Source organism: Burkholderia sp. Bp9140 (genome assembly GCF_003853425.1).
GTDB lineage: Bacteria > Pseudomonadota > Gammaproteobacteria > Burkholderiales > Burkholderiaceae > Burkholderia.
The window spans coordinates 1-12396 of the sequence record NZ_QTPQ01000045.1; the positions used below are offsets into that span (position 1 = coordinate 1).

The 12396-nt window shown below is 68.8% G+C and carries 12 protein-coding genes; 10 read left to right on the forward strand and 2 right to left on the reverse strand.

The genetic code is table 11. The features are described 5' to 3' along the window. Positions 1 to 245: 245 nt before the first annotated feature. Both msrP and msrQ read left to right on the forward strand, forming a co-directional pair. Entirely contained in the window at positions 246 to 1241 is a 996-nt protein-coding gene (msrP, locus tag DIE21_RS30360; protein WP_124501143.1) for a protein-methionine-sulfoxide reductase catalytic subunit MsrP, read from the forward strand. 20 nt (positions 1242 to 1261) lie between these two features. Then, positions 1262 to 1954 (forward strand): protein-methionine-sulfoxide reductase heme-binding subunit MsrQ, encoded by a 693-nt coding sequence (gene msrQ / locus DIE21_RS30365; RefSeq protein WP_124501144.1) that lies wholly within the window; start codon positions 1262 to 1264, stop codon positions 1952 to 1954. An 85-nt stretch (positions 1955 to 2039) separates the two neighbouring features. Here the strand turns inward: msrQ and lptM are convergent, their stop codons facing one another. Then, the gene (gene lptM / locus DIE21_RS30370; RefSeq protein ID WP_124501145.1) at positions 2040 to 2321 is read right to left on the reverse strand and encodes an LPS translocon maturation chaperone LptM; all 282 of its coding nucleotides are present in this window, start codon (positions 2319 to 2321) and stop codon (positions 2040 to 2042) included. Positions 2322 to 2357: 36 nt separating this feature from the next. On the opposite strand from lptM, the gene cyaY reads away from it, so the two are divergent. Continuing rightward, positions 2358 to 2684 carry an iron donor protein CyaY gene (gene cyaY / locus DIE21_RS30375; RefSeq protein WP_124501146.1) on the forward strand — a complete coding sequence of 109 codons (327 nt, stop codon included), beginning with the start codon at positions 2358 to 2360 and terminating at the stop codon, positions 2682 to 2684. Between the two features lie 95 nt (positions 2685 to 2779). Here the strand turns inward: cyaY and DIE21_RS30380 are convergent, their stop codons facing one another. Beyond that, positions 2780 to 5167, reverse strand: a complete 2388-nt coding sequence (locus DIE21_RS30380; RefSeq protein ID WP_124501147.1) for a penicillin-binding protein 1A — start codon at positions 5165 to 5167, stop codon at positions 2780 to 2782. A gap of 226 nt (positions 5168 to 5393) precedes the next feature. Between DIE21_RS30380 and DIE21_RS30385 the strand changes: the two genes are divergently transcribed. From DIE21_RS30385 to DIE21_RS30415, 7 genes are read left to right on the forward strand one after another with little or no spacing between them, the layout of a single operon-like run. Then, entirely contained in the window at positions 5394 to 6317 is a 924-nt protein-coding gene (locus tag DIE21_RS30385) for a competence protein ComA (RefSeq protein ID WP_124501148.1), read from the forward strand. Continuing rightward, positions 6314 to 6949: a fimbrial protein gene (locus DIE21_RS30390; protein WP_124501149.1), complete on the forward strand. Its 636-nt coding sequence runs from the start codon at positions 6314 to 6316 to the stop codon at positions 6947 to 6949. Before DIE21_RS30385 ends, DIE21_RS30390 begins: the two co-directional genes overlap by 4 nt. After that, positions 6946 to 7818: a pilus assembly protein gene (locus DIE21_RS30395; RefSeq protein ID WP_124501150.1), complete on the forward strand. Its 873-nt coding sequence runs from the start codon at positions 6946 to 6948 to the stop codon at positions 7816 to 7818. Before DIE21_RS30390 ends, DIE21_RS30395 begins: the two co-directional genes overlap by 4 nt. Continuing rightward, positions 7815 to 9467 (forward strand): type IV pilus secretin PilQ, encoded by a 1653-nt coding sequence (locus DIE21_RS30400; RefSeq protein ID WP_124501151.1) that lies wholly within the window; start codon positions 7815 to 7817, stop codon positions 9465 to 9467. The genes DIE21_RS30395 and DIE21_RS30400 overlap by 4 nt, the downstream gene beginning before the upstream one ends. Before the next feature lie 40 nt (positions 9468 to 9507). Next, positions 9508 to 10062 (forward strand): shikimate kinase, encoded by a 555-nt coding sequence (locus tag DIE21_RS30405; RefSeq protein WP_124501196.1) that lies wholly within the window; start codon positions 9508 to 9510, stop codon positions 10060 to 10062. Continuing rightward, positions 10059 to 11138 (forward strand): 3-dehydroquinate synthase, encoded by a 1080-nt coding sequence (gene aroB / locus DIE21_RS30410; protein ID WP_124501152.1) that lies wholly within the window; start codon positions 10059 to 10061, stop codon positions 11136 to 11138. The genes DIE21_RS30405 and aroB overlap by 4 nt, the downstream gene beginning before the upstream one ends. Positions 11139 to 11179: 41 nt before the next feature. After that, positions 11180 to 12388 (forward strand): deoxyguanosinetriphosphate triphosphohydrolase, encoded by a 1209-nt coding sequence (locus tag DIE21_RS30415; RefSeq protein ID WP_124501153.1) that lies wholly within the window; start codon positions 11180 to 11182, stop codon positions 12386 to 12388. The last annotated feature ends 8 nt before the right edge of the window (positions 12389 to 12396 follow it).

Consider the following 12396-nt stretch of genomic DNA (forward strand, 5'->3'; position numbering starts at 1 on the left):
GCGCTCACGGGCCTGCTCGTGACGACGTTCGCGTTCCTCGGCGTCAACATGTTCCTGTCCGGGCTGCACAGCTACGGCAAGCTGTAAGATTTCCGACGCTGGTCCGACAAAAGACCGCCGGCGCACTGCGTGCCCGGCGGTTTTCTTTTGTAACGGGCGGGCGGTCCGGGCGTCGAACGGCGCATGGTGGGCCGGGTCGAACGCTCATGAAGCGTGCGCGCCGCGCATGCAGGAGGAGCAGCACGATGTGGATCAAACCCCCTTTGCGCACCGTACTGACCGGCGGTGATATCGCGCAGAGCCAGATTACGCCGCGCGCGGTGTTCGAGAACCGGCGGCGCGCATTGCAGGCGGCCGGCCTCGCGGCGGCGGGCGGCTTGTTCGGCGGCAGCGGCGCGGCGTTCGCCGCGTATGCGTCGCCCGACGCGCGGGCCGCGAAGCTCGCGGCGAAAACCAACCCGAAGTTCGTCGCGGCCGACAAGGTGACGCCGTTCAAGGACATCACGTCCTACAACAACTTCTACGAATTCGGCACGGACAAGGGCGACCCGGCGCAGAACGCGGGCACGTTGCGGCCGCACCCGTGGCGCGTGAGCGTCGAGGGCGAGGTGCTGCACCCGAAGGTGTTCGATCTCGACGAGCTGCTGAAGCTCGCGCCGCTCGAGGAGCGCGTGTACCGGCTGCGCTGCGTCGAGGGCTGGTCGATGGTGATTCCATGGATCGGCGTGCCGCTTTCCGAGCTGATCAGGCGCGTACAGCCGACCGGTAACGCGAAATACGTGCAGTTCGTCACGCTGGCCGATCCGTCGCAGATGCCGGGGCTGTCGACGCCGGTGCTCGACTGGCCATACTCGGAAGGGCTGCGGATGGACGAGGCGATGAATCCGCTGACGCTGCTGACGATGGGCGTCTACGGCCAGGTGCTGCCGAACCAGAACGGCGCGCCGGTGCGGATCGTCGTGCCGTGGAAGTACGGCTTCAAGAGCGCGAAGTCGCTCGTGAAGATCCGCTTCGTCGACAAGCAGCCGAAGACGAGCTGGAACATGTATGCGTCGAACGAATACGGTTTCTATTCGAACGTGAACCCGAACGTCGATCACCCGCGCTGGAGCCAGGCGACCGAGCGCCGGATCGGCGAGGACGGCTTCTTCACGCCGAAGCGCAAGACGCTGATGTTCAACGGCTACGGCGATCTCGTCGCGTCGATGTATCAGGGCATGGACCTGAAAAAGAACTTCTGAGTGCGACGGTGAGAAACGACATGCCTCCTTCGACGCTGACGCCGATGCGCGCGTCCGGCGCACGCACGGCCGCCGCCGCGGGCACTTCCCGGACCAGTGCGGTGCGTACCGCGTCGCCGCGCTGGCTTGCGCCCGCCAAGGTGCTGGTTTTCGCGGCCGGCCTCTATCCGCTCGCGCGTCTCGTGCTGTTCGGGCTGACCGACCGGCTCGGCGCGAACCCGATCGAATTCATCACGCGTTCGACGGGCCTCTGGACGCTGGTGATGCTCTGCATCACGCTCGCCATCACGCCGCTTCGGCGCGTGACGGGCGTTCCCGCGTTGCTGCGCTTTCGCCGGATGATCGGCCTGTTCGCGTTCTTTTACGCGACGCTGCATTTCACGACGTATCTGTGGTTCGACAAGTGGTTCGACGTGCTCGCGATCCTGAAGGACGTCGGCAAGCGCCCGTTCATCACGGTCGGCTTCGCCGCGTTCGTGCTGCTGATTCCGCTGGCCGCGACATCGCCGCGTGCGATGGTGCGCCGGCTCGGCCGTCACTGGGCGGCGCTGCATCGCGCGATCTATGTGATCGCGCTGTTCGGCGTGCTGCATTTCTGGTGGATGCGGGCCGGCAAGCACGATCTCGCGCAGCCGACGCTCTACGCGACGGTCGTCGCGGTGCTGCTCGGCTGGCGGCTGCTTGGATGGGGCTGGCGGCGCATCCGTGCGTGACGTTGCGGGCCCGAAAAAACAAAGGGCGATGACGGGAAGTCATCGCCCTTGTCGCGACAGACACTGCGCGAGCGGCGGCGCGCGATTACTGCGCGGAGGCCGGGCCTGATGCCGGTGTGGCGGCCTTCGATGCGCCGCTCGACAGCTCGGGCGACAGCGTGAGCGGCGTGCCGGAAGAGTCGGGAATGCTGTCGGACGACGCATTTTCATCGGTCGGCGCGACGTCCGACGGCGGCGTGTCCTGCTGCTGGATGGGCTTCGCCGGCAACGGGGGCACGGTAGGCAGATAGAGCGGACCGCGTTGGCCGCAGCCGGCAAGAATCGCCAAAGCCGCTACAATCGCGCTCATCCGGAAAACGACTCGCATGATCGTCCCTGAACAATTTAACCGATAGAGTTTAGCATGTCCGATACTGAATACCTGGCCCGTGCCGAGGCCGTGCTGGCGGCCGTCGAGCGTACCGTGGATGCCGCGAACGACGGTGATCACGACATCGATCTGGAGCGCAACGGCAGCGTGCTGACGCTGACGTTCGAGAACGGCTCGAAGATCATCATCAACCTCCAGCCGCCGATGAAGGAACTGTGGATCGCCGCGAAGGCGGGTGGATTCCATTACCGCTTCGTGGACGGCGAATGGCGCGATACACGCACCGGCACCGAGTTCTTCTCGGCGCTCACCGGCTACGCGACGCAGCAGGCCGGCCTGCCGATCACGTTCGGCGCGTAACGACGGGCGCTCGCCGGGCCGGGTGCCGATACGTCGGATCAACGCACAAGGAAAAAGCGCCCCGCGGGGCGCTTTTTTCATGCATGGGCCGTTCGTCAGTGGCCGCGGAACAGGTTCATGATGTCCTGCTTTTCCTGCTCGTCGACGTGCGGCGCCGCTTCTTCGGTGTTCTCGACCGCCGGCGCCTGCGGCACGCCGACCGTCGACACGAAGCCGTGCCCCGGCGTGAACTCGGTGAAGTACAGTTCGCCGCCGAGCGACTGGACGTCGTCCGGCATTGCCGGCTTGAACTCCGGCACGCCCTTCAGCGCCGCGCCCATGTATTCGATCCAGACCGGCAGCGACAGGCCGCCGCCGGTTTCGCGATCGCCGAGGCTGCGCGGGTTGTCGTAGCCGATCCACGCGATCGCCGCGAGCGTGTGCTGGTAGCCTGCGAACCACGCATCGTGCGAGTCGTTCGTCGTGCCGGTCTTGCCCGCGAGGTCGGTGCGCTTCAGTACATTGGTCCGTGCGCCCGTGCCGCGCTGCGCGACGCTCTGCAGCAGGCTGTTCGTCACGTACGCGTTGCGTGCGTCGATCGCGCGCGGCGCGTTCTGCTCGGCGATGAGCGGCTGCGCGCGGGCGACGATCGCGCCGTTCGGATCGGTCACTTCGGCGATCAGGTACGGATTCACGCGGAAGCCGCCGTTCGCGAAGACCGAGTACGCGCCGGCCATCTGCAGCGGCGTGACCTGGCCCGCGCCGAGCGCCATCGGCAGGTAGGCCGGATGGCGGTCGGCGTCGAAGCCGAAGCGCGTGATGTACTGCTGCGTGTACTTCGTGCCGATGTGGTTCAGGATCCGGATCGACACGAGGTTGCGCGAACGCTGCAGCGCGGTGCGCATCGACATCGGGCCTTCGAAGCCGCCGCCGTAGTTCTTCGGTTCCCACGGCTGGCCGCCGGTTTCCGCGGCGCTGAAATACAGCGGGCCGTCGTTGATCACCGTGGCCGGCCCGAGGCCCTTGTCGAGCGACGCCGAGTAGATGAACGGCTTGAACGACGAACCCGGTTGCCGCCACGCCTGCGTGACGTGGTTGAACTTGTTCTTGTTGTAGTCGAAGCCGCCGACGAGCGAGCGGATCGCGCCGTCCTGCGGGATGATCGAGATGAACGCGCCTTCGACCTGCGGCAACTGCGTGATCGACCATTTGCCGGCGTCGTTCTTCACGACCCGGACGATCGCGCCCGGGCGGATGCGGCGGTTCGGCTGCGCGCTGGCCGACAGCGCGCCCGACGCGAAGCGCAGGTTGTCGCCTTCGATCGTCGCGCTGCTGCCGTCGATGAAGGCGACCGTGATCTGGCGCGGGGTTGCCGCGGTGACCACCGCCGCGACCAGTTCGCCGTTGTCGGGGTGCTCGAGCAGCGCGTCGTCGATCGCCTGCTCGCGGTCGTCCGCGCCGGCCGGCAGCTCGATGAAGCCTTCCGGCCCGCGATAGCCGTGGCGGCGCTCGTAATCCATGATGCCCTTGCGCAGCGCGGTGTACGCGACCTGCTGGTCGGCGGAGTCGATCGTCGTGACGACGTTGAAGCCGCGCGTGTAGGTTTCCTCGCGATACTGCGCGTACATCATCTGCCGGACCATTTCCGCGACGTACTCGGCGTGCACGCTGAACTCGCGGCCCGCGCCCTTGACGACGAGCGGCTGCGCGACGGCTTCGTCGTACTGCTCGCGGGTGATGAAGTTCAGCTCGAGCATCCGCTGCAGGATGTATTCCTGGCGGACCTTCGCGCGCTTCGGATTGACCACCGGGTTATACGCGGACGGCGCCTTCGGCAGCCCCGCGAGCATCGCCGCTTCGGCGAGCGTGATGTCCTTCAGATCCTTGCCGAAATACACGCGCGCGGCGCTCGCGAAGCCGTACGCACGCTGGCCGAGATAGATCTGATTCATGTAGACCTCGAGAATCTGATCCTTCGTCAGTGCGCGCTCGATCCGGTACGCGAGCAGAATCTCGTAGATCTTGCGCGTGTAGGTCTTTTCGCTCGACAGGAAGAAGTTGCGCGCGACCTGCATCGTGATCGTGCTCGCGCCCTGCGACGCATGGCCGTTCGTCAGCGCGACGAAGCCGGCGCGGGCGATGCCGGTGAGGTCGACGCCGCCGTGATCGTAGAAGCGCGCGTCCTCGATCGCGAGGATCGCCTTCTTGAGCGAGTCCGGCACGTCCTTGAAATGGACGATGTCGCGGCGTTCCTCGCCGAATTCGCCGATCAGCACGTGATCGGACGTATAGATGCGCAGCGGAACCTTCGGACGATAGTCGGTCAGCGCGTCGAGCGACGGCATGTTCGGCCACGCGACGACGAGCGCGTAGCCGAGCACGAGGCCGCCGGCCACGACGAGGGCCACGCACATCGCGGCGACGCCGATCAGGGCTTTCTGCCACCAGGGCCGTTTCTTCGGCTCGGGCGCGGGAGGCGGGGACGTAGGAGACGTGGATTGCATAGGCATACCGGAAAACAGTCCCGCGATTATAGCTGCCCGGTAAGACCGGTCCTGACGCGGGGGCGTCCGCCGGAAATCCGGCGGATCGCGGTGCCGCCAGCATAGCGTCCGCGCGGCTGTTCCGTGCCGTGGCTGGCCGTCCGGCCGACTGTCGCGCGCACGCGCCGCTTTGCAGAATCAGGCCTCGGAAACGCGGCGTGGGCCGCAACGATCGCGGGAGGCTGGGATGACAGGACGATGGGCGGCGCGGTTCGCGCCGGGCAGGCACCGTTCGACGGGCGTCGACGTCGGTGCGGACGAGGTGAGGGTGGCCGTGCTGAGCCGGCGCGGCCGCGTCGCGGATGTGCGGGTCGAAGGGCTCGAGCGGGAGCCGGTGGGACTGGCGGGCGGGCCGGAGGACGCGCGCTGGGCCGCGGTCGCGCGCGCGTTGGCGGCAGCCGTGTCGCGGTTGTCGGCCGCGGGCGTGCGCTGCGACGCGCGCGGCGTGATGGCGCTGCGCGACGACGAGATGCGGACCGCGACGCTCGATCTGGCCGGGCGCGACGACGTCGCCCACGCCGCCCGCCAGGCGGCCGAACGCATCTCGGGGCTGGCGCCGGACAGCCTCGCATTCGACTGGCGGCAGGACGACGGCGCGTGTCCGGGCGAGATTGCGGTCGCCGTGGCACCGCAGGCATTGCTCGAACGGCGGATCGACGTGGCCGCGCAGGCCGGCATCGACCTGACGGCCGTAGACGGCGAGTCGGCCGCCGCGTTGCGCGCGTTGCGCTATGCCGCGCAGTTCGAACCCGACGCGCACGGTCCGTACGCCGCATTCTGGTTCTGCGACACGGGCGTGCGCGGCTGGCGGGTCGACGGCGCGGTCGCCGCGCCGGTGTTCGCGGTGTCCGGCGACGTGCCGGCGGCGCTGCCCGACGCATTGCGCCAGTGCGTATTCGAGCCGGTGCGCTGCGTGCTCGTGGCTGGCGACGCGCGCTGCATCGCCCGCTGCGGCACGTCGGTCGCCGATATCGGCGATGCGCTCGGCGTGGCCGCGGTGCCGTTCGACTGCACGGGATGGAACGGGTTGCCGGGCGAGCCCTCCGGTGTGCCGGGAGGTCCGGCATTTGCCCTCGCGGTCGGACTGGCGCTGCGCGGGGTGTGGGAATGATGGCCGATACGGGGTTCGGGCGGCCTGTCGTCGGCCACGCCGCGCTCGGTGGCTTCAATCTGCTGCCATACCGTGAGCGGCTGGCGCAGGCGTTGCGGCGGCGTCGTGCCATGCAGTGCGGGGCAGCGATCGTGCTCGGCATATTCGGGGCCTGCGTCTGGACGGGGGCGCAGACAGTGTGGAGATGGCGCGTGGATGCCGAGCGTACGCGTGTGGAGGCGCAACTGCGGCAATTGCAGCCACAGGTCGATGCCGCACGGCGTGCCGCCGGTGCGGCCGCCGACCTCGCGCAGCGCGATGCGCGGTCGGTCGTGCTTGCCGCGCCTTACCGGCGCGCCACCGGGCTGCTCGCAACGCTGGCGCAGGTGCGCGACGACACCGTCCGGCTCGACGCATTGCGCACGACTTCGTCCGGCGCCGTGCTCGACGCGCGCGCGACGAGCTATCGGGCGGCCGCGCGGTGGCTCGCGCGGATCGCAGCCGAGCGGCGCGACTGGCGCTTCGATATCGGTGCGCTGACACCGGCTTCGGCCACGCCGGTCACGGGGGCAGCCGTGCCGTTCCGGTTTTCCGTACAGGTGCGCTGGCACGACGCGTCGCCGCGGCAGGGCGCAGCAGGAGGTGGCGCATGACGGCGATCGTGCCTCTGTCCATGCGAGGCGTTGCCGGGTCGCTCGGCCACGCGACGCGGGTGTCGCCGGCCGCGGCACACGCCGTCGGCTGCGTGGCGGCATTCGCGTCCGTGATGGTGGGCGCCATTCATCTGACGGATGCCGTCGACTGGAGCGGACTTGCACGCAGTCGCGCGTTGCTGGCAATGGCACAGGTGCGTGCCGCCGACACACAGCGGATGCTCGCGGCCGCCGCGCAGCAGCGGCGCGACACGGTCCCGGCTGCCGGGCGCAATGTCAGCTCGCCGCGTGCGCCGGCGTGGCCCGCGCTGTTGCTGGAGCTGGCCGACCTGGCCGGAGCGAGCGGTTTGCGGATCGTGTCGATCGAGCCGCGGCGCGCGGACGATGCGGCGCCGGACGGCCGGCGCACGGTGCGGATCGTTGCCGACGGCGGCTTTCCGGCGCTGCTGCGGCTGATGGGAGGGTTGGCGGGCTTCCCCGCGCTGGTGGTGCCCTCGGTGCTGCATATCGAGCGAAAACCGCCCGCGTCGCGGGTCGACATGACGATCGACGTGTTTCCGTCGCTGTCGGCAGCCCGTTTTCCGGGTGGCGCGGTGCCCGCGCTTGCCGGTGCACCGGGCGGCGATCCATTCGGCGGCGCGGGTTCGCCCATGGTGGCCGAAGATGCGGCGCCGCGTCTGGCCGGCACGATCCGCGATGCGCACGCCGGACTTGCGTTGTTCGATGCAGGTGACGGCGTGTTCGCGGCCGTCGCGCCGGGCGAAGCACTCGGGGCCTCGCGCGTGATGCGCGTCGATGCCGGTGCCGTGACGCTTGCGACGGCCGATGGCGCGCGCCGGTTCGTCATGGACGAAGGAGATCGTCCATGACGATATACGGATGGTGGGCGATCGCATTCTGGGCCGGATCATGCGTGGCCACGGCGCGCGCGGCGCTGCCGCCCCTGCCTCCCTTGCCGCCGGCCGGCTGGCCGATCGCATCGATGCAGGTGCCCGCTTCGGACACACCGCTGCCGCAGGGCGCGCCCGGTGGCGCGGTCGGCATGAACGGTGCAGCCTCGGCGCAGGACGACCCACTGCCGTTCGATCAGGCCGCACGTGCAGCGCATCAGGCGGGCACAACCGCACCCGTGCCGCTGCTGGAAGGGCCGCCGATCCCATTGCCGCCGCCGACGCGCATGAGCGACGCCGCGGCGCGGCACCCCGGCGATCCGGACGACGCGCGGCAGATCTCGCTGAATCTGCAAGGCGCCGGGCTCGCGGCCGCGTTCGACGCGCTCGCGCGCTTCACCGGGCTCAACATCATCGTCGGCGAGCAGGTGCGCGGCACCGTGACGTTACGTCTGAACAATGTCCGCTGGCGCGATGCGTTCGATACGTTGCTCGACACGCACGGGCTGGCGATGTCCCGGCGCGGCAACGTGATCTGGGTCACGCCCGCGGCAGAACTCGCCGCGCGGGAGCGAGCGCGCTTCGAAACGCACGCACGCGCGGCCGAACTGGAGCCGCTCGCGAGCCGGACCTTCGCGCTGCACTATCCGCGCGCGCTGGACGTGCAGCGGCTGCTGGCCGGTGCGACCGGCCAGCGCCTGCTGTCGAAACGCGGCGCGGCGGCGGCCGATCCGCGCACGAACCTGCTGTTCGTCACCGATCTTGCGCCGCGCATCGCGCAGATCGCGGGCCTGATCGGCGCGATCGACCGGCCGTCGCGGCAGGTCCGGATCGAGGCGCGCATCGTCGAAGGCGAACAGGGCTTCTCGCGCAACCTCGGTGCACGCGTCGCGCTGCGCGCGCAGGGACGGGCGCCCGCGGCCGACGGCGCGGCATTCGCGGCGGACACGCGCAACGCGCTCGACCTGGCCGCGCGACCGCTCGGCGGGTTCGAGGCGGCGACGGCCGGCTTCACGCTGTTCGCCGCGCCGCTCAGCCGCGTGCTCGACGTCGAGTTGAGCGCGCTCGAGGCACAGGGGCGGGGCCAGATCGTCTCCAGCCCGCGCGTGGTGACGGCCGACCGCGTGAAGGCAATCGTCGAACAGGGCTCGGAGCTGCCGTACCAGGCCAAGGTCGGCAACGGCGTGAGCGGCGTGCAGTTCCGCCGTGCGACACTGAAGCTCGAGGTCGAGCCGCAGATCACGCCTGACGGGCGCGTCGTGCTCGACCTGGACGTGACGAAGGACAGCATCGGCGAGCCGACCGCGGCCGGCCCGGCGATTCATACGAAGCACGTCCAGACGCGCGTGGAGGTCGAGGACGGCGGGACGGTCGCGATCGGCGGGATTTACGAGCAGTTGAACCGGGACGATGTGACGCGGGTGCCGCTCTTGGGCAAAATACCGGTTCTGGGCGCGCTTTTCCGGCACCGCGCGCGGCGCGATCAGCGCAACGAACTGGTCGTCTTCATCACGCCGACGGTCGTCGGCGCGCGTTGCGAGACGGCCGGCGCGGGCGACGCGGATGCGGGAGAAACGGGGCCGGAAGCCGGTGGCGCAGGCTCGACAAGGCAGCCGCTTTGCCAGTAAGCTGCGCCACACACCAGCAAGATTCAAGCAGAGGAAGCCGTTGCAAGCGCGGGACCCACACGCAAACGTATTTTTCGTCGGCCTTATGGGAGCGGGTAAGACCACCGTGGGCCGTGCGGTCGCGCGCCGGCTCGACAGGACGTTCTTCGACTCCGACCACGAAATCGAGGCCCGCACGGGGGCGCGCATTCCGGTGATCTTCGAGATGGAGGGCGAGGCCGGGTTTCGCGACCGCGAATCGCAGGTGATCGCCGATCTCACGCAGCGCGAGAACATCGTGCTCGCGACGGGCGGCGGCGCGGTGCTGCGCCCCGAAAATCGCGATTGCCTGAAAGGCAACGGCATCGTCATCTATCTGCGCGCCAACCCGCACGATCTGTGGCTGCGCACCCGCAAGGACAAGAACCGCCCGCTGTTGCAGACCGACGATCCGAAGGCGCGTCTCGAAGCGCTCTACGAAGTGCGCGACCCGCTGTACCGCGAATGCGCGGACTTCATCATCGAGACCGGCCGTCCGTCGGTCAACGGCCTCGTCAACATGGTGCTGATGCAACTCGAACTGGCAGGCGTCATCGCCAAGCCGCTACAAGCATGATTACCGTCAACGTCGACCTGGGCGACCGCGCCTACCCGATTCACATTGGTGCCGCCTTGATCGGCCGCACCGAGCTGTTCGCTCCTCATATCACCGGTTCCTCGGTCACGATCGTCACGAACACGACGGTCGATCCGCTCTACGGCGACGCGCTGCGCGCCGCGCTCGCGCCGCTCGGCAAGCGCGTATCGACGGTCGTGCTGCCGGACGGCGAGGCCTACAAGAACTGGGAAACGCTGAACCTGATCTTCGACGGCCTGCTGACCGAGCGTGCCGACCGCAAGACGACGCTCGTCGCACTCGGCGGCGGCGTGATCGGCGACATGACCGGCTTTGCCGCCGCGTGCTACATGCGCGGCGTGCCGTTCATCCAGGTACCGACGACGCTGCTGTCGCAGGTCGATTCGTCGGTTGGCGGCAAGACCGGCATCAACCACCCGCTCGGCAAGAACATGATCGGCGCGTTCTACCAGCCGCAGGCCGTGATCGCCGATATCGGCGCGCTGACCACGCTGCCCGATCGCGAGCTGGCGGCCGGCATGGCCGAGGTCATCAAGACGGGCGCGATCGCCGATGCGGAATTCTTCGACTGGATCGAGGCGAACGTCGATGCGCTGAACCGCCGCGAGCCGGCCGCGCTCGCGCACGCGGTGAAGCGCTCGTGCGAGATCAAGGCGAGCGTGGTCGCGGCCGACGAACGCGAAGGCGGCCTGCGTGCGATCCTGAACTTCGGCCATACGTTCGGCCATGCGATCGAGGCCGGGCTCGGCTACGGCGAGTGGCTGCACGGCGAAGCGGTCGGCTGCGGGATGGTGATGGCGGGCGACCTGTCGGTGCGGCTCGGCCTCTTCGACGAAGCTTCGCGGCGGCGGCTGGATGCGGTGATCGCCGCCGCGCACCTGCCGGTCCGCGGGCCGGCACTCGGCGATGCGCGCTACATGGACCTGATGCGCGTCGACAAGAAGGCCGAAGCCGGTGCGATCAAGTTCATCCTGCTGAAGCGATTCGGCGATACGCTGATCACCCAGGCGCCCGACGAAGCCGTGTTCGCTACACTGGCGCAGACAACCCGGTAACGGCGCCCCGGATGCCCCGGCGCCCCTGACGTGGAGGAGACGTGAGCGAGACATCCAGCAGCACACTGCCCGAGGCCGGCCGCGCATCCGTCGCGGCGCCGGTCGAGCCGCCGACGCTGGCGGCGCTGGAAGCCCATCTCGCTCCGTATGCCGCTCACGCGTCGCAGTCGCGCGGCCGCCGTCATCAGGAAACGCCGCCGGCGGCGCGTACCGAATTCCAGCGCGACCGCGACCGCATCGTTCATTCGACCGCGTTCCGCCGGCTCGAATACAAGACGCAGGTCTTCGTCAATCACGAAGGCGACCTGTTCCGCACCCGCCTCACGCACAGCCTCGAAGTCGCGCAGATCGCGCGCTCGGTCGCGCGCAACCTGCGCCTGAACGAGGATCTCGTCGAAGCGATCTCGCTTGCGCACGATCTCGGTCATACGCCGTTCGGCCATGCCGGGCAGGACGCGCTGAACGCGTGCATGCGCGAGCACGGCGGCTTCGAGCACAACCTGCAGAGCCTGGCCGTCGTCGACGAGCTCGAGGAGCACTACGGCGCGTTCAACGGCCTGAACCTGTGCTTCGAGACGCGCGAAGGCATCCTCAAGCACTGCTCGCGCGAGAACGCCCGCAAGCTCGGCGCGCTCGGCGAGCGCTTCCTGCAAGGGCGCCAGCCGTCGCTGGAAGCGCAGCTCGCGAACATCGCGGACGAGATCGCATACAACAACCATGACGTCGACGACGGCCTGCGCTCCGGCCTGATCACGATCGAGCAGCTCGCCGAAGTCGAGCTGTGGCAGCGCCACTACGACGCGGCGCTCGCCGAATTTCCGCATCTCGAAGGCCGCCGCCTTGTGCACGAGACGGTGCGCCGCATCATCAACACGCTGATCGTCGACCTGATCGACGAGACCACGCGCAATCTCGCACGTGTCGTGCCCGCGTCGCTCGACGACGTGCGCGCGGCGCCGCCGCTCGTCGCGCACAGCGAAGCGATCGCCGCGCAGGCGGCCGCCCTCAAGCGTTTCCTGTTCAAGAACCTGTACCGCCACTACAAGGTGATGCGCATGGCGAACAAGGCGCAGCGGGTCGTCACCGGGCTGTTCGACGCGTTCATCGACGATCCGCGGCTGCTGCCGCCGCCTTACCAGTCGGACGACGACGCGCAGCAGCCGCGCCTTGTCGCGCACTACATCGCCGGCATGACCGACCGCTTCGCGCTGAAGGAATACCAGCGCCTGTTCGTCGTCAACGACAACTGACTGTCACA